The following is a 25,364-nucleotide window of genomic DNA, read 5'->3' on the forward strand; positions in this document are numbered from 1 at the left end:
GTGCGCAGGTAGCCGAACTGGCCCGCTCCGGCATGGCGCTGGGCCTTGCCGGCCTGTTCCTGGAGGCCCACCCGGACCCGGCCCAGGCCAAGTGCGACGGCCCAAGTGCCTTACCACTGCATCTGCTGGAACCCTTCCTGAGCGAGGTCAAGGCCATCGACGACCTAGTGAAGTCCTTCCCGCCACTCAATATCCCGGCCTGACCCCTCGCTCCTTCCCGTCCGGGAGGGAGCCCAGCAGGGCAGGGGGTTCCCTCTGCCCGCTCCCTTCCTGCTGCAATTTCCCGCTACGGACCTGACGATTTTGGTATCCTCCCGCCCCCCTCGCGCCGAGGGCGTCCAGCAATCCAAAGTCTTTAGGGGAAGTCCATGGCCTTTGCCGCCATCATCATCGTTCTGCTCGTTGCTACCATCATCGCCATGGCCAACCGGCAGAAATCCAGCACGCCCCCAACCGCCAGCGTCTCGCTTCCTCAGGGGCCCTGGCCCTTCGAAGCCCGCCAGCCCTTGTCCGAATCGCAGCGCGAGTTCCATGTGCGGCTGCTCGACTCGCTGCCTGGTCATATCGTCATGCCACAAGTCGGCCTGGCACGCTTTCTCTCGCTCAAGCCCGGTAGCGACGCGGCCTGGTATGGCCATATACACCACTTGAGCGTGGACTATCTCGTGTGCGATCAAGACATGCAGATCGTGGCCGCCGTAGTGCTTGATGCCGCTGACAACCAGAATGAAAACACCAAGGCCGAGATCCTGGCCACAGCCGGCATCAAGCTGATCCGCTGGAACACCCAGACCATGCCGGAACTCAATACGATTGCGGCAGCCCTGATCTAGGCTGCCGCGTTCAATACATTCCGTCGAGCAAGGCGCGGCTCAGGCCGCGCCGTTTGTACTATGCCGCAGCCGGAACCACTGGCTCTGCCACAGCGCTTTTCTCTTCCACCTGAAGTTGCAGCTCGCCATTGAGCGCTGCGTGCATCTGCGCCTCGTCCAGCGACTTCTCCCACTTTGAGACCACCACGGTAGCCACGCCGTTGCCCACGATATTGGTCAGGGCACGGCACTCACTCATAAAGCGATCGATGCCCAGGATCAGTGCCATGCCGGCGACCGGTACCGAGGGCACCACGGCCAAGGTGGAGGCGAGGGTGATAAAACCCGCGCCGGTAATGCCCGATGCCCCCTTGGAGGTCAGCATGGCCACCAGCAGCACGGCCAGTTCCTGGCCCAGGGTCAGATCGGTGTTGGTGGCCTGGGCGATAAACAGTGCCGCCATGGTCATATAGATATTGGTGCCATCAAGATTGAAGGAGTAACCGGTCGGTACCACCAGGCCCACTACCGGCTTGGCACAGCCCATCCGCTCCAGCTTTTGCATCAGCTTGGGCAGGGCGCTCTCCGACGAGCTGGTACCCAGCACGATCAGCAGCTCTTCCTTGATGTAGACCAGGAACTTGATGATGGAGAAACCCGTCGCCCGCGCGATCAGACCCAACACGACCAGCACGAACAAGCCACAGGTCAGGTAGAAGGTGCCCATCAGCTTGGCCATGGGCAGCAGCGAATCGATGCCGTACTTGCCGATGGTGAAAGCCATGGCGCCGAAGGCACCGATGGGGGCGAACTTCATGATCATATTAACCATGCCGAAGATGACTTCGGACAGACGCTCGATCGCCTGCTGCATGGGCTTGCCGCGCTCGCCCAAGGCAGAGAGCGCAAAGCCAAACAGTACCGCGATCAACAGCACCTGCAGGATGTCGCCCTTGGCAAAGGCATCCACAAAGGTCGTGGGGATGATATTGGTCAGGAAGTCGACGGTCGAGAGCGACTGAGCCTTCTCGGTAAACTTGGCCACCGCACTGGTATCGAGCTTGGTGATGTCGACATTGAAGCCCTTGCCTGGCTGGACCACGTTGGCCACAAGGAGGCCGATCGCCAGCGCAATGGTCGAGACAACTTCAAAATAGAGCAGGGCCTTACCGCCCACCCGGCCGATTTTCTTCATGTCCTGCATGCCGGCAATGCCCGCCACCACGGTACAGAAGATCACCGGCGCGATGATCATCTTGATCAGCTTGATAAAGCTGTCGCCCAGCGGCTTGAGATCCACCCCCAGCTTGGGCTCGAAATGCCCGAGCAGAACACCGGCAGCAATGGCAAAGAGCACCTGTACGTACAGGATGCGATAGAAGGGCTTTTTCATGGGGGAGGGCTCCAGCAGGGGGATACTGGAGCCCATACTCTAGCCACCACCCCTCGGCGGCAATTGTTGCCGACCACCATACGGCCAACCACATCAGTAAAAGCCAGCGTAGCGGCCGACTGCCAAATGGTATTTATGCCTGCTGGGTAAAAGATTACCCCGGTGTTACAATCGCGCCCCTATCCAAGCACCGCCAGACTAGCCGTTGCCGTCTGGCCGTCATGTGGCTCCGCACGAGTCCTGGTCGACACGGCACCCGCACACACACCCTGCGGCTGCCCAACAAGCCTCCCAAGTGGCACGCCAAAACGCAGCGGAACAGCTGCTACGCCGAACCCGGCATGGCGAAGAGAACCAGAGCCGCCGCATGCGAACACAAATGGTCGCCAGCGCACTGAGCCTTAGCGTCGCCAACAACACCAGAAGGGTTTTGTTGTTGGCGTTTGCTTGAGTTCGGGCTGGAACCTACCTACAAACCAATTACGAATAAAGCAATTGCTCTATTTCGCATTTGCCACGTTATCTGCGTGTGATCAATCCGCGGTGCGGGTGAATTTGCTTAGAAAGACCATGATGCGCATTACCCTGATAGCTTCACTGATTATTGCCATTCCCGCCGCGGCCTACGCCAGCGAAAACTACGACCTGCGCTATGCACCGGGGATTGGCGGCGCGGATATGTCGGCCCCTTACGAAAGCGGCTGGGTCGTGCAGACCCCGATCTATCGCTACCGCGGCAGCATCCATCACGATTCCCACCAGCAGATTTCGCTGTCGCCCCTGGGTGCCCCGGCCGGCTCGCTCGCCAATGTCACCATCGACAACAAGATCACCGTGGAAGCCGCCGGTGTGCTGGCTCGCCTGAGCTATATGAGCAACACGCAGTTCATGGGTGCCCAAGTGGGTTTTACCGCGCTGCTGCCTATCCTGCGCAAGAAGACCACCGTGGCCGTCGGCCGCGTGGACAACCAGATCACCCCGGCCGGCCTCGATGCGCTGGACCCCATCGTCCGCGCCGCCGCGACGCAGCGCGCGCAAGGCATAGCCAGCGTCAACACCAATAGCAGCACCGGCCTCGGCGACCTGGAACTCGCCCCCATGCTGCGCTGGGCTACCGACAACAGCCAGTGGATGTTCGTGCCCGCCATTGTGCTGCCGACCGGCAAGTACGACGAAAACAAGGCTGCCAACCCCGGCAGTGGCAACTTCTACACCTTCCGCCCGCTGATCCAGTACAGCTACATCGGCGACGGCTGGGATATCGGCGCACGTGCTTCGCTGGCGATCAACAGCCGCAACAAGGACACGCACTTCCGCACCGGCAACTACTTCAACACGGACCTCGCGCTGATGAAGACCGTCAGCGAGGAATGGCGCGTCGGTGTAGCGGGCTACGCCGTGGTCCAGACCACCGAAGACAGCCGTAGCGAAACCCCGACCGACCCGGCCGTACTGGCTCGCCAGAACCTGACCTTTGGCAACAAGGGCCATGTCTACGGCCTGGGCCTGCAGTTCGCCTACCTGCAAGGCGGCGGTGATTACCTGGTGGACGGTCGCATCTTGCAGGAGTTCGGTGCCAAGGACCGGCCTGAAGGTACGACCTTCGTCCTGAACCTCACCAAGCCCTTCTAAGCCAGCCGGCTCAGACTAGCCAAGGAATCCCACGATGACTCGTCTATTGCAACGCTCCCTGCTGACGCTGCTGGCCCTGTCTGCCGCACTCTCCGTTCAAGCGGCGGTAGAGATCGAAGGCACCAGCTTCGAGGAAACCATCACCCTGGAAGGCACCAAGCTACAGCTCAATGGTGTGGGCTGGCGCAAGCGCGGCTACAACAAGGTCGACACCACCGGCGTCTACCTGGTGCAAAAGGCCAGCACGCTGGAAGACGTCGAAAAGCTGGCTGGTCCCAAGCGCATCCAGCTCATCATGCTGCAGGACATCTCCGGCGCCACGGCCTCGCGCTACTTCCTTTCAGATTTCGAAGTGGCCGCCAGCCGCGACGAATTCAACCAGTTGATCACCGAAACCTTCCAGATGGGCTCCATCTACAACTCCCTGCGCAAGCTGCAAAAGGGCGATGTAGTCACCATCGACATCATCCCAGGCAAGGGCCTGGCAGCCTCGATCAACGGCACGCCGCTGCTGGTGCCGGAGACCAAGGCCCGCTACATCACCAGCGAGCTGATGGGCCGCATCTTCCTGCGTATGTATATCGGTGCCCGTACCCCGGCCGAGCTGCGCCAGAATCTGCTAGGCACCTCCAAGAGCATGCGCGAGGCGGCTCGCTGATCGGACTTGCCATCTGATGGTGACAAAAGCCGGCCCCTGGGTCGGCTTTTGCGTTTGTAGCGCTGGGGGCTCAGTTGGCAGCGGCTTGGCAGGCCGCGGCCGACAGGTCGATCTCCCGCCGCAGCCAGTCACGCAGCGCCACAATAGCCGGTTCCTGCCGCCGGCTGCGCGGGCAGGCAAAGCTGTAGAGATAGTTGGTGTGCAGCATGAATTGCCGAAAGGGTGCGACCAGCCTGCCACAACGCAGATCTTCGGCAATCAAGAGCGGGTCGGCAATGGCGATGCCGTGCCCCTGCGCCGCCAGATTCACCGCCATATCCACCACCTCGATGCTCGGCCCCGCCTGCAGCTGAGGGTGACGAACACCCGCCAGTATCAGCCAACTGCGCCAATCCGCGTGATCGGGACTCAGGTGGATCAGGGTCTCCTGCGCCAGGTCGGCCGGCTGCCTCAGGCGCTCGGCTAATTGCGGCGCGCAGACCGGCGTGAGCTCCTCCCAGAACAGCGGCTCGCAGTAGCAATCATCCGGTGGCTGGATACAGCCAATGATGGCCGCGTCAAAGTCTTCCCGCTCGAAGGCGACTTCGCTGAATGAGGAGGTGCTCATGCGCACCTCGATCTCCGGGTGCTGGCGCTGAAAGTCCGGCAGGCGCGGCAGGAACCAGCGCAAGGCGAGGGTAGGGGGGAGCTTGATCTTGAGGTCGGTCGGTCGCTGGCTCAAACCATCCACCGCACGGCGTATCTCGCTGAAGGCCTGCTCCACCGGCAGCAGCAGGCGGCTACCCGCCACGGTGAGCGCAATGCCGCGCGCCTGCCGCAGGAACAAGGGCTGGCCCACAAATTCCTCCAGCTGCGCAACTTGGCGACTGACAGCACTCTGGGTGACGTGCAGCTCCTCCGCTGCACGGCTCATGCTGCCGCTACGGGCAACCACGCTGAATACGTGCAGGGCATCGAGCGGGGGCAGACGTTTCATGGCAATCTCAAGCTATGCGTTTGTTGCATAGCTTGCATGCAAATTCGGCGTTAGTCGAGCCAGCTACCAAGCCCTATGCTCGGGCCATTCCATCTACACCTTGCGTGGTCAGCCATGCGTAAAGCACAGTACAACAATATATTGGCCGTACTCTGGGTCGTCGCCGGCATGAGCTGCTACGCCATCGTCAACGGCCTGCTCAAACAACTCGGCCGGCAATACGACAGCCAGGCGCTGATGTGGCCGCTCTGCCTGGCGGTACTGGCCCTGATCGCCCCCTGGGCACTGCGCCGCCGGGCGGCTGCCATCCGTACCCGCAAGCCCTGGCTGCATGCGCTACGGGCGCTGTTCAACACGCTCTCGGCCATTGGCACCCTGTACGCACTCAAGCACCTCACCTTGGGCGAGATCACCGTCTACCAGCTCACCACGCCTATCTGGCTCATCCCGCTGGCCATGCTGTTCCTGGGCGAGGCCGTCCGCCCCATGCGCTGGCTGGGTGTGCTGGTCGGCTTTGCCGGCGTCTGGCTGGTGGCGAGTCCGGATGTCAGCCAGGGCGTGAACCTGGCGGTCTTCGTCGCCCTGGCCTGCGCCATCAGCGACGCACTCTTGGGCGTGCTGCTCAAACAGGGCCAGACCGAGACCCCGCTGGCCATCGTCTGGTGGACCTACGCCGGTAAAGCTACGATGTTCGGCCTCCTGGCCGGCTTCACCGTGCCGGATTTCACCATGACAGGCTGGGCCTTGCTGGGCCTTACCGCCATGGTCAACGTCGGCTGCATGCTGTGCTTCGTGATCGGCTACCGTACCGCCGACGCCACCATCGCCGAGACCGGCAGTTTCGCCGGCCTGCTGGTCGGCCCCATGGCTGGGTGGCTGATGTTTGGCGAGACCTTGGGGCCGCAGTTCTGGCTGGGGAGCGCAGTACTAGCCGCGGGGATTTTGATTGCGCTGTTTGAGCCGAATCTGAAGTGGACATGGCGTTGGCGCGGCGCGGTGATAGCTTGGACGCGGATCTCGCGCTGACCCTGGCACCAGAACAGCACCCTGCTTGCATGCACAACGAAGGTGTTGCGTGGGCTGATCACCACCGACGGGGCGCGGTCTACCCGCTCGCCAGGTCCAGCGAGCGGGCCAGCCGGAAGCCCAGATCGTCTATCGCAAAGGTCGGGTGGCTACGCCGCCGGTTGGTTGCCAGACAACCCCGCTCGGCATCAGACCATCCGCCACCACGAAACACCCGGTACGTGCCATAGACCTCCGGATCGTACTGATCCGCACACCATTCCCACACATTACCCAGCATGTCGTGCAAGCCCCAGGTGTTGGCCTGCTTTCGGCCAACCTGCTGTGGGTGGCCACCCGAGTTGTCGGCATACCAGGCAATATCGTCGAGCGAGCCGTAGCGCGGCCCTTGGGTGCCGGCACGGCAGGCATATTCCCACTCGGCTTCGGTGGGCAGTCGATAGCCGTTTGTGCCAGGTAACAGCTCGGCGCCGCTGCCATCCTCTAGCAGCACATAGCGGGCGGACAGGCCGCTGGATAGCGAGCGCAGGTTACAGAATCGAACCGCATCGAGCCAGGAGACGCTCTCCACCGGACACAGCGCAGCAATATGAGACGAGGGATTGAGGCCGGTCAGCTCGGCGTACTGTGCCTGGGTGACGGGATAGCGACCTATTGCAAAAGGAGCTAGCACCTGGCTCCAGTTCCGTCCTGTTCTATCGTCCCGCATGGCGATGGCGCCTTTGGGAAGCTCGATCATTTGCAGCTCAAATCGCTCAGACAACTGTTCCATGCTCTCCACGACGATGATTGGGATGGGCAGTGATATACACCACCCTAACCAGCATCGCAAAGCAGTCGCCAGCGATAGCATGCTCGCCCCAACCGACATGGCCGGATGCGCCTCGCGCAGGGCCGTCCTGGAGACGGAAATGGAAAACGCACCGATTACATTTTTGTCAGCTTTCTCTTGCACCATCACTTGGTGACAGAATAATCACGCCCTAGCACGGTACCCGTTCGTTCAGTTCAACAAGCATTACGCGCTCAGGATTACATCGCATGCGTTTTCTCCCTCACTTATTCGCTGCGGCATTGGCCCTGGCCGTTCAGGCCGAGACGCTCCCACCTGCCAAGGTCGTCGAAGCGTTTCATGCTGCGTTATCCGATGGCGAACAAGCCAAGGCTGAAGCCTTGCTATTACCGGAAGTACGCATCTACGAATCCGGCCATGTAGAGGCCACGCGGGCCGAATACGCCGCGCACCACCTGCCAGAGGACATCGTTTACGCCCGCAAGAGCAAGACGAGCTTGAAGCGGCTGGATACCGTCGAATCGCCCGACATGGCGGTCGTCACGTCGGAGAGCGAAACCCTGGACCTCTCCGGCAAGCAGCCCAAGCGCTATGCGGGCACCGAAACCATGGTGCTCAAGCGGGTGGGCGGCGAGTGGCGCATCGCGCATATTCACTGGTCGTCCCACCTGCTCAAGAAGTAGAGCCGCCGCCCTGCCGGCGTAGCCGTAGGGCATTGGTCACCACCGATACCGAACTCAGGCTCATTGCCAGCGCCGCGATCATCGGTGAGAGCAGCCAGCCCGTGAACGGGTACAACACGCCGGCCGCGATAGGTACGCCCAGCGCGTTATAGAGCAAGGCGAACATCAGGTTCTGACGCATGTTCGCCACGGTCGAGACCGAGATGGCGCGTGCGGCGGCGATACCTCGCAGGTCACCCTTTACCAGCGTCAGCTGGGCGCTATGCATGGCGACATCGGTACCCGTGCCCATGGCAATGCCGACATCGGCCCGTGCCAGTGCGGGCGCGTCGTTGATGCCATCCCCTGCCATCGCCACGATCCGTCCCTCGCCTTGCAACTTTTCCACGAGCATGAGCTTGTCTGCGGGCTTCACTTCCCCATGAACCTCGTCGATACCCAGTCGCTTGCCCACCGCCAGCGCGGTGGTCTGCCCGTCGCCAGTCGCCATCACCACGCGGATACCGGCAGCCCGCAAGCTGGCGAGCGCATCGGGCGTGCTGGCCTTGATCGGGTCGGATACGGCCAGCAGCCCAGCAAGCTTGCCGTCTACAGCGAACTGAATGACGCTGGCGCCCTGCAGCCTCAACACTTCAGCTTGAGGCCCCAATGCATCCACTGGCACCCCGAGTTGGGCCATGAAGGCACGATTGCCCAAAGCCAGATCGCGGCCCTCGACCCGCCCACGCACGCCGATACCGCTGGCCGATTCGAAATCCTCAACGGCCAGCAGGGGCAGGTTCGTTTCTCGTGCAGCATGCACGATGGCATCGGCCAGTGGGTGCTCGCTGCCTTGGTCCAGGCTTGCCGCCAGGCGCAGGACATCCGCATCGGTCCAGCCTGGCATCGCCAGACAGCGCTCGAACGCCGGCCGCCCTTCGGTCAGGGTGCCGGTCTTGTCCACCACCAGGGTATCGACCTCTCGTAGCCGTTCGATCGCCGCCGCATCGCGGAACAAAACCCCCAGGCCGGCTGCACGGCCGGTCGCCACCATGATCGACATGGGCGTAGCGAGCCCCAGCGCACAAGGGCAGGCGATGATGAGGACCGCCACCGCGTTGAGCAGACCGTACAACCAACTGGGTTGTGGACCGAAGAACCCCCAGGCGAACAGGGTGGCGAGAGCGACCGCCACCACTCCCAGCACGAAATAACCTGCTACGGTATCGGCCATGCGCTGCATGGGTGCTCTGGAGCGCTGTGCCGCGGCGACCATCTGCACGATCTGGGCCAGTACGGTCTGGCTGCCGACCTGTTCAGCCCGCATCACCAAGGCGCCGCTGCCGTTCAAGGTCGCGCCGATGACCTTGTCACCCGGCCGCTTGGCCGCCGGCAAGGGCTCGCCCGTCAGCATCGACTCATCCACGGCGCTGCTGCCATCGAGTACCACGCCATCTACCGGCACTTTCTCACCCGGTCGCACGCGTAACCGGTCGCCTGCCTGCACTTCGGCAATCGGTACGTCTTCGTCGCTACCGTCGTCGCGCACCCGGCGAGCGGTCTTGGGCGCGAGCCCCAGCAGGGCCTTGATGGCGGCCGAAGTTTGCGAGCGGGCGCGCAGCTCCAGCATCTGGCCGAGCAGGGTGAGCGAGATGATGACATCGGCAGCTTCGAAGTAGACGCTGACGCGCCCCATGCTACGGAAGGAGGCCGGAAACCATGCAGGCGCTAAGCTGGCGGCAAGGCTATATAAGAAGGCGGCCCCCGTGCCGAGGCCAATCAGCGTCCACATATTTGGGCTGCGATGGACAACCGACTGCAACCCGCGCTGGAAAAATGGCAGGCCAGCCCACAGTACGACCGGCAGCGAAAACACCAACTCGACCCAGGTTTGCGTGCCGATCGCCATCAAGCCGAGGTCATGGCCGAACATGGCGAGCGCGGTGACGATGCCGGTCAGTGGTAACGTCCACCAGAAGCGGCGTGTGAAGTCGCGCAGTTCCTGATTGTCTTCCTCCACCGCCGCAGGCACGACCGGCTCCAGGGTCATACCGCATTTGGGGCAACTGCCGGGATGGTCCTGTCGTATTTCCGGATGCATCGGGCAGGTGTAAACCGTCGATCCGGCTGCCGGTTGCGCCGCCGGCTTGGGTGCGGAGGCAGCCGAGTGCGCATGGGCGCCATGATGCATCGTATGCGCGGGGGCAGTCCCTATTGGTACGAGCGCCATTTTGCACTTCGGGCAGGTGCCAGGCTGGTCGGACTGCACCTCGGGGTGCATGGGACAGGTAAAGCGAGCCGGAGTCCCCAGGTCAACTTCGGCTGGCATGGCGTGATGTGCGTGGTGGGCGTGCGGGTCGTTCATCTGTGCCTCCTAGGGCTTGCAGCTGTTCAGTTGCCCATACAGCCAGGCAAACACGGTACCCACGATGAAGCCCCAGAGGGTTAGAACCACCAACGGCCCCGCAAAGCGGCCGGACGTGAAGGCCGTGGCGCCATCCAAGGCCAGCCTGCCGAAATCCAGGCCATGGAAGAGTGCGTTGAGAAAGGCGATGCCCTGCGCTGGCCAGAGCGCGTACAGGACAGCGCAGACTGTGTACGAAAACGCCATGGTGATGGCTAGGGCAAGTCCGGTTTTCCAAGAGGTAGACATGATCGCCTCCTTCAATCGTCGGCAAAGGTGGGAACGAAGGCGGGCGTGTGCTCGCGGTAGGCAAGATAGGTCTCGCCAAACTGCCCGACCATATCCACCTCTTCGCGCTTGGCCAGCTTGGCGTAGACCGCGACGAGGATGGGGAACAGCACGACCGTGATGAGGGTGGGCCATTGCAGCAGGAAGCCGAACATGATGATCACGAAGGCGTCGTATTGCGGATGGCGGATACGTGAATATGGCCCGGTGACGGCCAGCAGGCCCGTGGTCTGCGCCTTGTAGAGCTTGTCCCAGGCGGCGGCCAGCAGCCAGAAACCCCCGAAGATCAGGATATTGCTGAGCAGATGGAAGGGGCCGAAATGCGGGTTGATCCGCCAGCCGAACATCACCTCCAGCAGGTGGCCATTGTCGTGCGAGAGAAAATCGATACCGGGAAACTGCTTGGTCAGCCAAGGCAGCAGCAAATAGATGGTCAGCGGGAAGCCATACATCTCGGTGAACAAGGCCGCCAAAAAGCCTGAGAACATCCCCAACGAGCGCCAGTCCCGTGTCGTCTTGGGCTTGGTGAAGCTGAAGGCAAAGATGATGAAGATGGCCGAGTTGATGACAGCCAGCGACCACAGACCGTAGGAAGAGGATTCGTCGTGGTTCATTTCCGGTCCTCCTCTTGCCCCTCGTCTACTGACGAGCGCGTGCCATGGTGGTGATGGCCGTGCCCGTGATGCATGAATATGTGCATCAGCGGGCAGGCGGCCAGCAGCAGATAGGGCAGGGCACCCAGTACATGGACCGTGTGCTCGGTGAGCAGGAAAAACGCTGCGATGGCGACAAAACACCAGAAGACCCAGCGATGCCGGCTGGGAGGCGAATCATGTTCCATGGTTTTCTCCTTGCCCGGGGACTAGCCAAGCCGCCCCCGGTGCTTGTTGGTAGCGCCCGTCATTGGCCCATGGGCATCGACATCGACGAGGACTCCTGGTCCATCATCTGCATCATCATGTCCATCATGCCCTTGCCTTCAGGCTTGGCGTCCTTGCCCATGCCCTTGGACATATCCATGCAGCCTTTGCCGCCGTGCATGTCCTTCATCATGGCCATGGCGTCCTTCATGGCGTGCATGCCTTCCTGCATGGCAGCCTGGCGCTCAGCCGGCGTCTTGGCGGCGGCGAGCTTGTCGCGGGCGGCCTGCAGCTTCTGCATCTGTTCGTCCGCCGCTTTGTTGTTAGGCTTGGCCCGCGTCTTGGCAGCGGGCAGTGACTTCTCTGGATGGTGAGCGTCGTTGGCCGAGGCAGAGAACGATGCAACGGCGAACACGAGCGCGACGAGGGTGGAAAGCGTGGCTTTCATGGCGAGACTCCATCAAGGTTGGGGAAATGATTTGCGCGCCGGGGCCTGGATGCAGGCGACGGCGAAGGCGAAGGCGGGCGGCCAAAGGCCGCCCCGAGACGGGGCTAATTGTTGGCGCGAGTAAAGCGCAGCCGCACGGGGAGCGGCGGTGGCAAGCGGCGCGACGCCGATGGCGGCTGCGGCCGCATGCTGGCCTCAGCGAGGGCCGGCAGGACCAGGAACATCGTCACAATAACGAGGCCTAGCAGCACCGAGACGTCGAGCTGGAAGAGCTGAGGGGCCGACCAGGCGATCTGCTGGCAATGGTCCTGGCAGACTGCCGTCGGCATTGATTCATCGGCGTCATGGTCGGGAACTCCTGCCGAGATTCCAGCATGCGGATGATGGTTGTCGACGTAGGCCAGGCAGCCAAGCCCGGCGGAGAGCGCGAACACCAGCATCCATGCTGCCAGGGTCAGGCAGCTTAGGGTCTGAAGGTGTCGGCGGAACCAGCTCACGATGCACTCCGATGGGTGTCGTGGCCAATATAGCCCTGCCTTGGCAACAAGCCTTGACATGCATCAAGGTTGCATCGAGAGCGCGGCGAGTACGTGGAGGGCTGGGCGGACAGCCCGCTTGGTTCTGATGCTTCCAGACCACGATCATTACCGACAGTCCGGCTGGCTTCGTTCAATACCTACAAGGCGTTTGAACAACCTTCTGGCTATCTGGGTCCAGGTTGACATAATAAACATTGCTAGCTTCGGTCGAAGTGCTAGCGTTTGCGTCGCCACCGCCTAGGCCAAAAGGGGAGAAGAGAAGCCCCGCCGCTAGTGCGCTAATGGCTACCTTCTTGTAGGTCCCGGCTTCGAGTACCTTCTCAAAAAAGGCCTTCACTTCTGGGCGCTTCTCGCGCTCCGCCTCGATGATGGCCATGATCTCCATCACGTCTCGTCCTGTGATTTCAGCCAGTCGCCATATGGCGTAGATGTCTGGCTCGCCTTTGCTGTTCCTCCAGTTCGTTACCCGCTGAAGGTAGGTTCCCATTTCTGCGGCCAGCTTTGTGTCCTCGGTGGTGCCGAGAATTTGCTTCGCTTCGTCTAGTACGTCATTGATCTTCATGGCGGCTCCGCTCAACTTTTGTTGACTCAACAAAAGTTGTGTGGTTTAGTTCGGTCAACTTTTGTTGAGCGAACGATACACACAAATGTCCCGTCAGTCAGCCCCGCAGCACCCCGCCAAGCCCACATCTTCCGTCACGCTGTGGTGGGACGGCGAGAACAAGCAGCGTCGCCTTGTATGGCCGGAAAACGGCGATCAGTTGACGACCGTCGCTACTCGAAACTTGCAGCGGGTCACGTTAGCGCGTCCTTGCCTCGATTGCGGTGAGCCTTTGTGCTTTGTGCCGGTGCAGGCTGATGTCGTGAAGCCCTTCTTCCTCTGCACCGTTTGCGGTGCTGAGTTCGTCGAGGGGGCTAAGTGATGGGCCGCGTAACTATCTGGGGCTGGCTCTACTTTGCAGCTCACTTCTTGTTCGTCCTCCTTAGCGCCATCCGGGGTGTCTTGCCTGGCGCGGTTCTGTTGCTGAGCTTGCTCGCACTCATCCATTTCGCTCGGCAAATCGCGAAGGTGTGGCACTGATGGCTCGCCGCTCCTCTCCGCATCGGGGTCTTGAGGCGGCTCTGCTGCAAGCTGCGGCAGACCTCAAGTCCGCTTCAGCTACTGTCGTCCCGCCCCATGTCATTGCAGGCACTCTTGGCGCTTCCAAGTCCATCATCAAGCTCTCGCTCGAACGCGCCCAAGCCCACGACGCGGCACGCCCGGCAGCGGCGCTGGCCGCCCGCAGCGCAGCGAGGACGCACAGCGCAGCGGCGGGGGCTTCCCCCACTAGTAACACGGGGGGAAAGGTCCGAACCGTTGAGCTGGTGACGAACGGACGAAAGACCAAGATTGTCTCGGTCCGCGATACGAGCGCTACCGGTCAATGCGCCATGATCGATACCTTGTCCGTGGTGTTTTCGGCCCAAACCCTCCGGGACTTGGCCCCGCTAAACCGCTCCAGTCTGGGCGGTACTGACGAGCACCATGAGGACCTGATCCTCGCGTTCATGGAAACCTTCCAACGAATCTTCGGCGTGGCCATTACCGGCAAGCTCCAAGGTCGTCGCAACTACTACCTCCACAGCTACGCCATTGGCGATGGCCTCGGTCATATCGGCATAGGCGGCAACAACGACACGGTGCAATTGCACCTCGACGGCAAGGGCTGCCTAACCGCCAATGAAGGCTGGGAACAACGCCTACATGACTGGCTTGTCAAAGTAGCCATTGAACCCCGTATTACCCGAATCGACCTCGCACACGACGACTTTGCCGGTGACGTCACACCGGACCACATGTTTGCGGCCTATCACGCGGGCATGTTCACCAATGGCGGCCGGCCTCCCCGCTGTGAGCTGCGCGGCGATTGGATCACCCCCGATGGGGCAGGGCGGACCCTCTACGTCGGCAGCCGGGACAACGGCCTGCTGTACCGCTGTTACGAAAAGGGCAAGGAACAAGGCGACGTCAGCCACCCATGGGTGCGTCATGAAGTCCAGCTCGGCAACAAGTGCCGGGTCATCCCGCTCAACAGCCTGATTTTTCCGGGTCAGTACTTCGCAGGTGCCTACGCCGCTTTGCACCCCTTCGCTGATACCCAAGTGCGTATCCAGACCGAGCGCAAGACCGCAGAGGCTAGCTACACGCATGTGGTTGATGTGGCCAAGAACCAAGTAGGTCGGGCCATCAATTTGATGATGGATGTGCTGAAAGACCCGGCCAAGGTCGTCGAGGCCCTGATTCGCGACGGCTACCCCAAGGCCTTCCGCAGCTACGAAGCCGACCACACGACGCCCATGCGTGCCACCGGCCAGCTCAGCGACGAAGTCTTTTTCGATCACGGTGCAGCCATTCAACAGCCGTTGCTGTTGGCAAAGGGTGGATGGATGACCGTTCCGGCTCGCCTGCTCTACGGCCCCGAACCCCAAAGCAAGCACTACCCGTTCGGGATCTGATTTCAGTCCCCCCGGCAAGGGCGACCGGGGTAAGGGACCAATAGCCCACTAAGAGGAAATGGCAATGCGCTTTCAAGCAGAAGTGAATGTAATCGGTATGAAAATGGGCAAGGGCGAAGTCGAGGGCACTACCTACGACTACACCCGCGTGTTTGTTGAGCAACCGCTGGATACCTCGCGCGGCGAGGCGGTCGGCTCCGGCGTAGAGGCCTACCAGATTGGTACCTCCACCGTTTTCGCACAGTTCTCCAAGCTGCCATTCCCGCACAAGGCCGTGCTTGACCTCGAACTGGTGACCACGGGCAAGACCTCCAAAACCGTAGTGCATGGCTATCAGCCCAAGGCGGCCTCGGCCAAGCCCGCCTCGGCTGCCGATGGTGCCCAAGCAGCTCGTTAAGGTCTGGGTGGTGCAGTCCATCCGTCGTGGTCTTTTCCTCAAGCCCGGCCGTGAGCCTGGGGACGTGGACACGACGGAGTTGATTGCACAGGCGGGTGTCTTCCTCGCAGAGATAGACGCCCTCGACACCGCGACCGAGTGGCTCGACCCCCACGACTTCTTGATTTACCCGTTTTATCTGGAACACGACGATCTTCGGATCAAGCGCACTTACCAGTAGGGCATTTAAACACTGCCGATTCTTGGAGTCGGCAGCATTAAATACCTTGGGGTCTATATGGCTGCTTGCATGAATCAATCCGGAACGATTACGGCTGTTGATGTCTCGCCGGATCAGTGCTCCGAATATGTCTTATTGAAACCGCATGAATTACCAGCGGGTTTTACTTATTTGAGCGTGGCTGACGGCGCTCAAATCAGCCTCGCGATTATTGCCGTATGGGCGGTCGCGTTTTGCTGGAAATCAATCCGTCGAACCATTGAATAGAAAGGAAATACCATGAAGTTCCGCAATATCGCTCGCAAGTTCGCTCCCGTCGTCGCCGCTGTCGGCTCCTCGGCTGCTTTCGCCGCTGCTACCAATTACGACACCACGGCTGTGACCGGCGAAATGGACCTCGCCAAGGTCGCCATCGCTTCGATTGGCGCTGCTGTTCTGGTCGTGGCCGTGGCTACCAAGGCGTGGAAGTGGATCAAGGGCGCGATGTAAACGGCCTGAGCTGATAAATGGGCCTCCACGTGGGGCCCATTTTTCTTAGGGGGATGTATGGACGGGTATTTTGTGATTATTGCCATGCTCGGTGCGGCTTGGATTTTATTCAGCGATGACGGCGAATGATGAAAACACTTTGTCGCATATTGATTATTAATTTGCTGTGCTTGGTATCTTCCTTTGCGTTCGCCGCATTTGCGGATGAAGACCCGGCATATATCTATATCTATTCGCCAAACTGGTGGGTGAATCAGGGCAATTCAAGTTGCGGCGCTGCTGATCCTGAAGCAACGCAAAATACACCGCCTTGTAGCTACACGCTGCCGAAAGGATGGAGCTACGGGCAGGTGGATTACATGAATGATGGTTGGACGTGGACTAGGCAGATTAAACAGGGTGAGGGCGTTCCTATTCAGCAACAGTCCGCTTCCGGTTCTTGTAATGCGGCCTCGGGTTGGTCTTTTGCTTGGCTCAATAATTATCGTCAACAATCATGCCGTAAGAAAAAGGAAACCTCCTGTAAGGTGCCTTTTATTCTGGATAATGGTGAGTGCAAATGCCCTGCTGGTTCTAATGCAGATGGGAAGGGTGGCTGTCGTAAGCCCTGCGACTCACTGAAGGGCCAGAAAGCCTTGGCGTCTGCGCTTACGACTGGCAGTGCCTTGCCCCCTCGCTCTGGTGCTATTAGTGATGCTGCTACCTGCGCCTTATCTGGCTCCATGAATACCGACGGCTCTGTGAACAGGCAGGGTGGTGTTTATGCCAGTTGTGCTGTGCAATATAAGCGTGATTTTACGGATAAGAATAATCCACAATCGTGGGCTGTATATACGGAAGTGCCTTGCAATCCTGACACCCGTAAAGTTGAAGATACTAAGCCTCAGAACCATAAAAGCGATTACACGCCTAATGATGGCGAAAAGTGTGAAACCGGCTTTGGTGAAATTACGATGGGTTCACAGCGCAAGTGCATTAAAAACGGCGCTGTAAAAGATGATGACGTTTCGTGTCCGGCCGGTACCGTTAACTATTACGGTGAGTGCAAGTCACCAAAGGATGTTGTCGGTGACGGTAAGTCTGGAGACGACGAAAGCAAATCGGAATATTGCAAGAATAATCCTCTTGCATCCAATTGCGTCAAAAATGATGTTTCTAAAGAATATTGCAAGGACAATCCTGACGATATTCGGTGCATTGGTTCTGGCGGCAATGGTGACAGCAAGGATGAAAGCGACTTTTGTAAGGCAAATCCCACAGCCGACCAATGTCAAAATAAGTCCGAATTCGGTGGTGCTTGTGGTGGATTTACTTGCAAAGGTGATGCTGTTCAATGCGCGATTGCATTGGAGCAACACAAGCGCAATTGTGAGTTGTTCGACAAAGATAACGCTTTTTATAAGGTAGGTGACAATGCTTTGAGTGGCAATGATAAGGGTGAGGCCGCATTGCCATCCAACTCGGCAGAGTCCAGGGATTTGAGTGGAGTATTTAACAATATTAGCGATAGCGAGTTTATAGGCAATGCCACTTGCCCGGCTCCAAAGGTGATTACCTATACACTCAATAATTCTAGCCATGAGTTGATTATTAGTTACGACTCCGTTTGTTTGGGCGCTCAGTACATTCGATATTTGTTAATAGTTTGCGCTTGGCTTGTAGCTGCGCGCATCTTTTTCGGAGGTAGTCAATAATGCCAGCCATTCTTGCTATGCTTGGTGGGCTCCTTTTGGATTTGGCCAAGCCTTTGATTGGCCGCATTCTTCTTGCCCTTGGAATTGGTTTTATTGCTTATAAGGGTGCGGATGCTGCTTTAGACGCGGCCAAAGGCTATATAAGGCAGGCTTTAAATGGTGTTCCTGCGGACATTCTTGCAATTTTGGGTTTGTGCGGTGTTAGCACCGCTATAAGTATTGTTTTTTCGGCGTATGCGGCGAAGTTGGGCCTTAAGGGGCTGAACAGCGCTGGTGAGTTTCTGACGAGTTACTACAAGGGCAAGGGCTGATGACTGCGCCGCTGCACTTTATAACGGGGCTCCCTGGCAACGGTAAGAGCCTTTTTGCGCTTAAGCATATCGAGACGCGTGCGAAGGCTGAGGCGCGGCAGGTCTACTATTACGGCATTCCGGAACTCACCCTGGACTGGTTGCCGCTTGAGGACCCCAAGCTATGGTATGAATGTCCGCCCGGCTCGATCATCGTCATTGATGAGGCGCAAAAGAACGGCTTCCCGACCCGTCCTACTCGTCAGGTTCCGCCTAAGCATATCGAGGAGTTTCAGACCCTACGGCACAAGGGTTTTGATGTCTATCTGATCACCCAGCACCCGAACTTGATAGATCCGCAGCTTCGCGATCTGGCTGGCCAGCACTTCCACCTGGTGCGCAAGTTCGGCATGGAGTCTGCGAATTGCTATGAGTGGAATAGGGTCGTCAACCCTAGTACCAGGTCGGTATTCAAGGATGCCCAGAAGCACAACTTCCCCTACCCGAAGGAGGTCTATAGCTGGTATCGCTCCAGTGAGCTGCACACGATCAAGCGCAAGCTGCCAATGCAGGTCTACATCATTCCCCTGTGTTTGCTGATCGCCGCATTGTGTGTGTACGGGTTCCGCTATAGCACCTCGCATTTCGGCCATGCGGCGGATGCAAAGGCCCAGGAGGAATCCAAGGGAGGCGAACAGGCCAAGCCGGCCGGCGAGGACAAGTCCGCCCCGGCTGCGGCGGAGAAGAAGAAGACCCTCACTACCGATGAGTACCTTGACGCGCACAAGGAGCGTATTGCTGGCTTTCCAGCGACCGCGCCTTACTACGACGGGGTAATGCAGCCTACACAAGCGCCTAAGCCTGTGGCGTGCATTGCGACGGCCAAAGGCGACCGCTGTACCTGTTACACCCAGCAAGGTACGGTCATGCCGTCGATGCCGGACCCGATCTGCAAACAGATAGTCCGCTATGGCTACTTCGACGACACCCAGCCGGTGCGCACTGAGGCTGTGGCCCATTCAGCGACCCAGCAACCGGGCCAGGTAGCGCCACAGCAACCCAAGCCACTTCCGTCCCAGGCAGCGCCCCAGCAGGCAGCGCAGTACGTTCCCCAGGGCACACTTGCCTTATCCCAGGTAACGGCGTCTATGCCGGCTAATCCAGCACCTAACCCCATGTGAGGCGATGATGGCAAAGCAGAAAGAAGACAAGTCCACGCTTGACCTGTTTCTCGACCAGCTCGGCAAGGTCAGCCAGCGCGGTCGCCCGCGTATTCATGCCAATCAAGCCGCGAAGCAGAAGGCTTACAGGGAGCGGAAGAGGGTGGGGCAGGGTGCAATAACGTAACGTGTTACGATATTCCAGCTTGGATAAGGGGAATATCTTGGAATTTGATAACGATTTTTACAAGCGTAAGTACGAAGAACTTTTGCGGGAAAAGCGTGAATCTAAGAGCGGTTTGTTGATATTTGCTGCTGTTGTCGCTGGAATGGTCTTTGGCAGCATCGTTGTTTCTGCCTATGAGCGTTATGAGCAGCAACGTCAGGTTGAAATGGCCTTGCACGCTTTTACCAAGGCGGTGCAAGGCTTTGATGATTTTTTGCCCGCTGCGCCAGTCAAGCCGGTTCGTTCTATCCAACCTGTATCGCCTACCTATGTAGAGCCGCCTCGGGCTCTGACGGGGCTTGAAATTGCACGTTCTATCTCACGCAAGTATGGCAATCGCTTGGCTTGCATATCGAGTACGGATCGGAGCAGGGGAGGCTGTGCGTGCTACGTTGACGGTGAGCCCCTCGCAAGGCTTGAGAACATTGAGCGTGGCGCGCGTGAGCTGTGCTTCTTCATGATCGATCACGATTTGGTTGCGCACTAGACGGCAATTACGTAACGCGTTACGAAAATCGTTAAAGCCGCCAATGAGCGGCTTTATGCATTATGGGTAACGATCGATCGTCGCCGGCGCGAACCAGGTGAAACCATTGTCATAAAACGAAGCTGGCCAGGCTTCCTGCAGGATCTGCTCGATCAGGCTAAATATGCCAAACGGTTTGTTGCAGACCACTAGGAAGGTGGAATCTGAAAATCATTTGTCATGACAGGTCGCGCGCGGGCGCGCCCGGCAAGCCTGCCGGGTCTGCCTGTCACGTGCTACAGGTTGGGCTGTTGCCTGGGTGGTTTTCGGTCACTCGACGTCCCGTCAAACATTTGCCGCAGTACAAGCCCATGCCGGGTTTCTAGCCAGCATTGGCGTTTGTAGAAGTCGCGTTCCTTCATCAGTCGCTCTATCAGGTCTGCCTGCTTGGTCGCGACAGAGTCAGCCCGACGAAACTCGGGCATGCGGTCGATATCGCTCCAGTGCAGGCCGCCTTTGTGGTCGAGGTTTGGTCCGGTGAAGCGTTCGCCGTTGACGATGTTCCAGCCGGCGAACAGGCCGGCCGTTTCTGGCAGTTCACAACGAACCCGGAACGCCAGCAGCTCGTAGAGCATCAACGGCATGGCCTCATCGCCGGCCAGCCACGCTTTCATCTTGTTCAACGGCACGTTGTAGTGCCGTGCCAACTTGTACGCCTTAAATTCTCCAGCCACATGCACCACGGCGGCCTGATTAACGCCTGGGCAGTACGGCAGTCTTACGTTGCGAAACACGGTGAAGCTCCACAAAAAAGCCCGGCAAAGCCGGGCATTGAAGGGAGGGGGAGGAGGAACATCGAGGTTAAGCAGGCAGCGGGGACAAGCCAAGTGTTGCGCGCAAGCGACGTACCCACCGTCTTGCCAACTTGACATAATAAACATTATGCGAAATTAAGTGCAGCGCATTCCGGTGCTGGGGTAACATCTACAGACGATCCGCAAGGAACCAATAACTTCAAAGCTAGCGAATTCATGGGCCGATCTGTTGCAGCGACATTGGCTGTACAGATCGGCCACATCGTTGGCTACTTACGGAAGCACCGCTGGGTTGGCCAAGTACTTTATCGACAGATTCTGGTACTGCCCGCCGTCGGTGGCTGGGGTCGTTTGATTTTCGGCGCCCGCGCCGAACACTACTCCCAAGCCGCCAACCGCAACCAGTTCAGCAGGATGTTTCAAGAAATAATTCACACGATTATCTCGAAAATGACCCGCCGTCCCGCCAGGAGCCGCCGATGGCACGCCAAACGGGGTTTGCCACCACACGATGGGCAGCCCCCCAATCCCGTTGTGGTACATAAGGGCCATATTGAAATTGTCCTGAAAATTCGGATGAGTCTGATTGGTTTCGTCCCAATACCAGGGGCCTTGCCCGCCAACGCAATCGGCCTGAGCTGTTGCAGGCGTAAGACTCGCCTGCTCACGACAACCGGCGTCACGGTCAGTCGTTTGCATCACAATAAAATCGCCTTTGGCGGCGCCATTTTGGTTCATAAAGGCAATCACACTCGCGAGCGATGATCCTCCCCAATCTGATGGTGGAAATCCTATCGCCGCCTTGGGCGCAAGCTTGCGCGCAAGATTGAGCATGCATGGCGCGAAACTAGTCAGGTTTGGCGGAAGATTAGAGCAGGCGGCGTCGGTTGAAAGCACCGCCGGCACTTTCGTGGGGTTCCCGCCATAGCTTCCATTGGTTACGGCTTGCGCAAAGCCCCAAAAGTCGGGTTCGACGTTGATGAACACCGGCTTGCCATACTTATTGATGGCATTAAAAAGGGTAATTAAATCAGACCAGTAGGCCTGCATGTACGCCGGTGTATTCAACGACGTGAGATCGCTCAGGTTGTCAGCAGAGAACTGGAACAACGTAAACATCGGCACTGCGCCTACGGAATCCGCTTGCGACATAACGTAGGAGGCATATGCACCTGATGGCGAATTCCAAGTCGTCCACCCTCCCTGGCTACTTATGCCTACCAGGTACCGTTCATAGAAGTCCGGCTTTAATCCTTGTGATTGAATCAGTGTCGTCTCAGATCCCCCCGATCCCAGGCCGATCAGGAATCTGTTTGGCAAACCCAATCGCTTGGCCAACGCGGCAGCCGAGCCGGTGCCGCCGGCGTTGCTTGAGTTTGTGCAAGTCACGCTCACATTGCTCACGTTTCCCGTAACGGCGGGCCCTGCCCCATTCCCAACGGTACAAGTCTGACCGACAGGCTGCGTACCAACAGTCACGGCGTATGCCGTGCGGGCAGGAAGACGCGTGGCGAATTGGAAGGAGCCATTAGCCGTCACCGCGAGCGAATCCCGCCCGTTGTCTAGCAGCGTGAGTTGCCGGCCGCTGGCCAGACCCGTAACAGTGCCGCCTATGGTGTACGTCGGGGTCGGTGTCGGCGTTGGCGTTGGCGTTGGCGTTGGCGTCGGTGTTGGCGTCGGTGTTGGCGTCGGTGTTGGTGTCGGTGTTGGCGTCGGTGTCGGTGTCGGTGTCGGTGTCGGTGTCGGTGTCGGTGTCGGCGTTTGCGCAGCAGGCACGATGATCGCTACCGTGCTGGGCGCACTGCTATGGGCGCCGTCGTTGACGACCAATTGCACGACATAAGTACCCGGTACGTCCGGTGTAAAAGTCGGGTTCGGTGTATTTGTGTTGGCTAAGGAAGCGCTGCTGCCCTGGGGAACGGTTACAAAGGACCAACTGAACGTAACCACTTGACCGTTGGCATCTGTATGCCCACTGCCATTGAGCTTCACAAGCAGCCCGATGCTTGCAAACTGCGTGGCGCCCGCGTTTGCGGTTGGGATTCCGGCCGCCGTAGGTGATCCGCCTTGGGAAGAAGGAGATTGACCATTTGGCCCCGGATCTCCCGTCGAATTACCGTTACATCCGGCCAGCAATCCAAGCGACAACACCAATACCGCCTGAGTCGGTTTCAAAGCAATCACGTTATGTTCCCCAAAAAACTGCTTATTCAATCGAGCAGCCACCTCCCACAAGTCATTACGCGTCGGCTAAGACCTATTCGAGCCTAGCTTGGCATACAAACCTTCGGCAGCCCGCCCTGCTTCCGCCGCCACAGAACGACGATGGCATATTATACAATATTGATATACTGATGACATATGACAAAACGGCAATCGAGCTATGCCAGTTTTGATATACCGGATGGTTTCGACGGCCTGAGGACTGACCATATCGCCGGAAGGCTGGCGCCCTTGGCACCCCGGAAAATGTTGGTGAAGCTCCTGCCGCTGGCTACCCGGTACGCCACTTGGTCGTCCTGCCGGTTGAGCAACTGCGGCGGCGCAGGCGGCAACACCGACCAGCTAGGCTTGGGTCCATATCGGCTCCACGGAGGGATGCCCACACGACGCCAAGATGAGGGCGACATCTGGAAGCCCTTAAAGTCTGGATAAATGGGTATTGGAACCAATACCCTGGCTCTTTTGCTTAAGCCAGGATGACAGTCTAAGCTGAGATTTGCAGGGGGATGCTTGCGTACCCCATTATTTCAGCGTCGGTATATGGGCCTCATAATTCCTTGTTTGAGTTTTTGAAAATTTCAACCTGACATACTGTCACAGAGGAATTTCAATGCTTGGTATTGATCGGATAAATACACTGCTTTTTACGCTGATTGCATTCTTGTCAACCTTTGTTGCCGCTCAGAACTGCATAGGCGTCATACCGGCAGGAGGTGGTAATCAGTTCTGGTCTGATGTAGAAGCGGGGGCAAATGCGGCAGGCAAGGAACTCGCCACTGCGATCTATTTCAGGGGACCAAAGGACGAAGAACGACAAGAAGCGCAAAGAAATGCGATCCATATCTTCAAAAAAATGGGCTGCAAGGCCCTAGTCCTGGCTCCTGATACCCAGGAACGTGCACACGATGTGGCGCTGCTTAAGCAGCAAGACATACCCACCATTTATATCGACCGAGATCCCGGTGGCGCAGAAGTCGTTGCGGTTGTTGGAACCGATAACGTTGCGGCGGGCAAGCTGGCTGGTAGAGAAATGGCCAATCGCCTGCACGGCAAGGGAAATATCCTGGTATTTCAGGTAGTACAGGGTGTGGCATCAACCGATATGCGAACGGCAGGATTCACTGAGACTTCCGCTCAAGGAGGCTTGCATATCGTTGATGTCATCTACTTGGGTTCCTCCATAGGCGCTGCCCGGCAACGTTGTGCCGATGCAATCAGGCGGTACCGAGGACATATCGACGGTATTTTTACGCCGAATGAATCGACGACAATGGCGGCATATCTTACTTTGCGTAACGAGAAAACCGATAAACACTTAATCCATATTGGATTCGATACCAATGATACGCTAAACATTGCACTCAAGAACGGCGAAATAGATGGTCTGGTGGTACAGCGACCATACGAAATGGGATACATCGCCGTAAAATTGGCAGCAAAAGCAGCTGAAAAGCTACCAATTCAAAATCGCTTTGTGGATACAGGTGTGCAATACCTGACCAAATAGATGAATCTTTAATCAAGCTCCCCTCAAAGCCCTCCCGCCTTCACCACCCGTACCGGAATGGACTTGTACGACGGCGTACCGCTCTCCGGATCGATGTAGTCCAGCGGAATCAGCACGTTTGCTTCCGGGTAATACGCACCGACCGAGCCCTGCGCAATGCTGTAGGCAATGGCCGTGAGCTTTTCCATGCGCAGCTTGCGGCCCGGCAGCAAGGTTTCCACGTCGACCAGATCACCATGCTCCAGCCCGCGCGCAGCCAGGTCGGCCTCGTTCATGAACAGTACGTCACGCCGGCCGAATACGCCGCGGTATCGGTCGTCCAGCGCGTAGATGGTCGTGTTGTACTGGTCGTGGCTACGCAGCGTGGTGAGCCGCAGTACCCCCTGCCCTGCCAGCACGTCGGCATCTTCCTTCACGCCGCCATAGACCGAGAAGACCGCCTTGCCGACCGGCGTCGCCCAAGTCCGCTCGGTGGGTGGCAATGGCAAGCGAAAGCCGCCTGGCTGGCGAATGCGCTCGTTGTAGCGCTCAAAACCCGGCACCGTCTTTTCGATCAGATCGCGGATCTTGTCGTAGTCGGTGACCAGCTCGGCCCATGGCACTTTGCTGCTTGGCAAGGTCGCGGCGGCAATCCCGGCGACGATGGCGGGCTCGGAGCGCAGATGCTCGGAAGCCGGCGCCAGCTTCCCAGCCGAGGCGTGGACCATGGACATGGAATCCTCGACCGTGATCGACTGCGGGCCGCTGGCCTGGATGTCGACCTCGGTGCGGCCCAGGCATGGGAACAGATAGGTTTCCTTGGCCACCAGCAGATGCGAGCGGTTGAGCTTGGTGGCTACATGCACGCTGAGGTCCAATTTGCCCATGGCCGGGAAGCACTGCTCGGGGTC

29 protein-coding genes and 2 pseudogenes are annotated in these 25,364 nt (G+C 58.8%); 17 read left to right on the forward strand and 14 right to left on the reverse strand.

Translation table 11 applies throughout. The annotated features are described in order from the left end of the window. A pseudogene (locus tag VIM95_RS10545) lies at positions 1-203 on the forward strand (3-deoxy-8-phosphooctulonate synthase); the annotation flags it as partial. Between the two features lie 165 nt (positions 204-368). Further along, positions 369-833, forward strand: a complete 465-nt coding sequence (locus VIM95_RS10550) for a DUF2726 domain-containing protein (protein WP_331985394.1) — start codon at positions 369-371, stop codon at positions 831-833. Between the two features lie 58 nt (positions 834-891). Here VIM95_RS10550 and VIM95_RS10555 read toward each other — a convergent pair whose 3' ends face one another. Continuing rightward, complete coding sequence (locus VIM95_RS10555; RefSeq protein WP_331985396.1) at positions 892-2,205, reverse strand: dicarboxylate/amino acid:cation symporter; 1,314 nt, start codon at positions 2,203-2,205, stop codon at positions 892-894. 570 nt (positions 2,206-2,775) lie between these two features. On the opposite strand from VIM95_RS10555, the gene VIM95_RS10560 reads away from it, so the two are divergent. Together VIM95_RS10560 and VIM95_RS10565 are read left to right on the forward strand one after the other, a co-directional pair. After that, positions 2,776-3,837, forward strand: coding sequence for a SphA family protein (locus VIM95_RS10560; RefSeq protein WP_331985398.1), 1,062 nt, complete (start codon positions 2,776-2,778; stop codon positions 3,835-3,837). Positions 3,838-3,871: 34 nt separating this feature from the next. Beyond that, the gene (locus tag VIM95_RS10565) at positions 3,872-4,495 is read left to right on the forward strand and encodes a chalcone isomerase family protein (RefSeq protein ID WP_331985399.1); all 624 of its coding nucleotides are present in this window, start codon (positions 3,872-3,874) and stop codon (positions 4,493-4,495) included. Between the two features lie 70 nt (positions 4,496-4,565). On the opposite strand, the gene VIM95_RS10570 is transcribed toward VIM95_RS10565, so the two are convergent. After that, a complete protein-coding gene (locus VIM95_RS10570) occupies positions 4,566-5,471 on the reverse strand; it encodes a LysR substrate-binding domain-containing protein (protein ID WP_331985400.1) in 906 nt (301 codons plus the stop codon). Between the two features lie 114 nt (positions 5,472-5,585). Between VIM95_RS10570 and VIM95_RS10575 the strand changes: the two genes are divergently transcribed. Beyond that, positions 5,586-6,497 (forward strand): DMT family transporter, encoded by a 912-nt coding sequence (locus VIM95_RS10575; RefSeq protein WP_331985401.1) that lies wholly within the window; start codon positions 5,586-5,588, stop codon positions 6,495-6,497. Positions 6,498-6,576: 79 nt separating this feature from the next. Here VIM95_RS10575 and VIM95_RS10580 read toward each other — a convergent pair whose 3' ends face one another. After that, on the reverse strand, positions 6,577-7,236 hold the full coding sequence (locus VIM95_RS10580) for a formylglycine-generating enzyme family protein (RefSeq protein ID WP_331985403.1): 660 nt from the start codon (positions 7,234-7,236) through the stop codon (positions 6,577-6,579). A gap of 302 nt (positions 7,237-7,538) precedes the next feature. Between VIM95_RS10580 and VIM95_RS10585 the strand changes: the two genes are divergently transcribed. Continuing rightward, positions 7,539-7,973 (forward strand): nuclear transport factor 2 family protein, encoded by a 435-nt coding sequence (locus tag VIM95_RS10585; RefSeq protein WP_331985405.1) that lies wholly within the window; start codon positions 7,539-7,541, stop codon positions 7,971-7,973. Here the strand turns inward: VIM95_RS10585 and VIM95_RS10590 are convergent. The 8 genes and pseudogenes from VIM95_RS10590 to VIM95_RS10620 all read right to left on the reverse strand — a co-directional run bounded on the left by VIM95_RS10590 (position 7,963) and on the right by VIM95_RS10620 (position 13,053). After that, positions 7,963-10,182: a copper-translocating P-type ATPase gene (locus tag VIM95_RS10590; RefSeq protein WP_331985447.1), complete on the reverse strand. Its 2,220-nt coding sequence runs from the start codon at positions 10,180-10,182 to the stop codon at positions 7,963-7,965. The genes VIM95_RS10585 and VIM95_RS10590 overlap by 11 nt on opposite strands. After that, a pseudogene (locus tag VIM95_RS23385) lies at positions 10,180-10,317 on the reverse strand (heavy metal-binding domain-containing protein); the annotation flags it as partial. The gene VIM95_RS10590 and the pseudogene VIM95_RS23385, both read right to left, overlap by 3 nt. A gap of 9 nt (positions 10,318-10,326) precedes the next feature. After that, positions 10,327-10,605, reverse strand: coding sequence for a DUF5676 family membrane protein (locus VIM95_RS10595; protein ID WP_331985407.1), 279 nt, complete (start codon positions 10,603-10,605; stop codon positions 10,327-10,329). Between the two features lie 11 nt (positions 10,606-10,616). Further along, positions 10,617-11,258 carry an isoprenylcysteine carboxylmethyltransferase family protein gene (locus VIM95_RS10600; protein ID WP_331985409.1) on the reverse strand — a complete coding sequence of 214 codons (642 nt, stop codon included), beginning with the start codon at positions 11,256-11,258 and terminating at the stop codon, positions 10,617-10,619. After that, positions 11,255-11,485 (reverse strand): DUF2933 domain-containing protein, encoded by a 231-nt coding sequence (locus VIM95_RS10605; RefSeq protein WP_331985411.1) that lies wholly within the window; start codon positions 11,483-11,485, stop codon positions 11,255-11,257. Before VIM95_RS10605 ends, VIM95_RS10600 begins: the two co-directional genes overlap by 4 nt. A 59-nt stretch (positions 11,486-11,544) precedes the next feature. Further along, positions 11,545-11,952 (reverse strand): hypothetical protein, encoded by a 408-nt coding sequence (locus tag VIM95_RS10610; RefSeq protein WP_331985413.1) that lies wholly within the window; start codon positions 11,950-11,952, stop codon positions 11,545-11,547. 104 nt (positions 11,953-12,056) lie between these two features. Then, on the reverse strand, positions 12,057-12,449 hold the full coding sequence (locus VIM95_RS10615) for a hypothetical protein (RefSeq protein ID WP_331985415.1): 393 nt from the start codon (positions 12,447-12,449) through the stop codon (positions 12,057-12,059). A gap of 172 nt (positions 12,450-12,621) precedes the next feature. Then, complete coding sequence (locus VIM95_RS10620) at positions 12,622-13,053, reverse strand: hypothetical protein (protein ID WP_331985417.1); 432 nt, start codon at positions 13,051-13,053, stop codon at positions 12,622-12,624. An 85-nt stretch (positions 13,054-13,138) separates the two neighbouring features. On the opposite strand from VIM95_RS10620, the gene VIM95_RS10625 reads away from it, so the two are divergent. From VIM95_RS10625 to VIM95_RS10670, 10 genes are all read left to right on the forward strand, one after another. Beyond that, positions 13,139-13,414 carry a hypothetical protein gene (locus VIM95_RS10625; protein WP_331985419.1) on the forward strand — a complete coding sequence of 92 codons (276 nt, stop codon included), beginning with the start codon at positions 13,139-13,141 and terminating at the stop codon, positions 13,412-13,414. A 157-nt stretch (positions 13,415-13,571) separates the two neighbouring features. Then, complete coding sequence (locus tag VIM95_RS10630; RefSeq protein WP_331985421.1) at positions 13,572-14,987, forward strand: replication initiation factor domain-containing protein; 1,416 nt, start codon at positions 13,572-13,574, stop codon at positions 14,985-14,987. A 64-nt stretch (positions 14,988-15,051) separates the two neighbouring features. Further along, positions 15,052-15,384 carry a hypothetical protein gene (locus tag VIM95_RS10635; RefSeq protein WP_331985423.1) on the forward strand — a complete coding sequence of 111 codons (333 nt, stop codon included), beginning with the start codon at positions 15,052-15,054 and terminating at the stop codon, positions 15,382-15,384. 10 nt (positions 15,385-15,394) lie between these two features. Next, the gene (locus tag VIM95_RS10640; protein ID WP_331985425.1) at positions 15,395-15,604 is read left to right on the forward strand and encodes a hypothetical protein; all 210 of its coding nucleotides are present in this window, start codon (positions 15,395-15,397) and stop codon (positions 15,602-15,604) included. Between the two features lie 69 nt (positions 15,605-15,673). Continuing rightward, complete coding sequence (locus tag VIM95_RS10645) at positions 15,674-15,871, forward strand: hypothetical protein (protein WP_331985427.1); 198 nt, start codon at positions 15,674-15,676, stop codon at positions 15,869-15,871. 12 nt (positions 15,872-15,883) lie between these two features. Further along, positions 15,884-16,093, forward strand: coding sequence for a major capsid protein (locus VIM95_RS10650; protein ID WP_331985429.1), 210 nt, complete (start codon positions 15,884-15,886; stop codon positions 16,091-16,093). Positions 16,094-16,218: 125 nt separating this feature from the next. After that, complete coding sequence (locus VIM95_RS10655) at positions 16,219-17,787, forward strand: virulence factor TspB C-terminal domain-related protein (RefSeq protein ID WP_331985431.1); 1,569 nt, start codon at positions 16,219-16,221, stop codon at positions 17,785-17,787. Beyond that, positions 17,787-18,098 carry a DUF2523 domain-containing protein gene (locus VIM95_RS10660; protein WP_331985433.1) on the forward strand — a complete coding sequence of 104 codons (312 nt, stop codon included), beginning with the start codon at positions 17,787-17,789 and terminating at the stop codon, positions 18,096-18,098. The genes VIM95_RS10655 and VIM95_RS10660 overlap by 1 nt, the downstream gene beginning before the upstream one ends. After that, on the forward strand, positions 18,098-19,258 hold the full coding sequence (locus tag VIM95_RS10665; protein WP_331985435.1) for a zonular occludens toxin domain-containing protein: 1,161 nt from the start codon (positions 18,098-18,100) through the stop codon (positions 19,256-19,258). Before VIM95_RS10660 ends, VIM95_RS10665 begins: the two co-directional genes overlap by 1 nt. 203 nt (positions 19,259-19,461) lie before the next feature. Next, positions 19,462-19,950, forward strand: a complete 489-nt coding sequence (locus VIM95_RS10670) for a hypothetical protein (protein WP_331985437.1) — start codon at positions 19,462-19,464, stop codon at positions 19,948-19,950. Between the two features lie 275 nt (positions 19,951-20,225). On the opposite strand, the gene VIM95_RS10675 is transcribed toward VIM95_RS10670, so the two are convergent. Both VIM95_RS10675 and VIM95_RS10680 read right to left on the reverse strand, forming a co-directional pair. Continuing rightward, positions 20,226-20,723, reverse strand: coding sequence for a hypothetical protein (locus tag VIM95_RS10675; RefSeq protein ID WP_331985439.1), 498 nt, complete (start codon positions 20,721-20,723; stop codon positions 20,226-20,228). Positions 20,724-21,017: 294 nt separating this feature from the next. Then, a complete protein-coding gene (locus VIM95_RS10680) occupies positions 21,018-22,958 on the reverse strand; it encodes a PKD domain-containing protein (protein WP_331985441.1) in 1,941 nt (646 codons plus the stop codon). 619 nt (positions 22,959-23,577) lie between these two features. On the opposite strand from VIM95_RS10680, the gene VIM95_RS10685 reads away from it, so the two are divergent. Then, entirely contained in the window at positions 23,578-24,474 is an 897-nt protein-coding gene (locus tag VIM95_RS10685) for a substrate-binding domain-containing protein (RefSeq protein ID WP_331985443.1), read from the forward strand. Positions 24,475-24,497: 23 nt separating this feature from the next. Here VIM95_RS10685 and VIM95_RS10690 read toward each other — a convergent pair. Further along, on the reverse strand, positions 24,498-25,364 hold an 867-nt coding region (locus VIM95_RS10690), incomplete at its 5' end, for a molybdopterin dinucleotide binding domain-containing protein (RefSeq protein ID WP_331985445.1).

It is taken from the genome of Chitinimonas sp. (assembly GCF_036568685.1).
Lineage (GTDB): Bacteria > Pseudomonadota > Gammaproteobacteria > Burkholderiales > Chitinimonadaceae > Chitinimonas.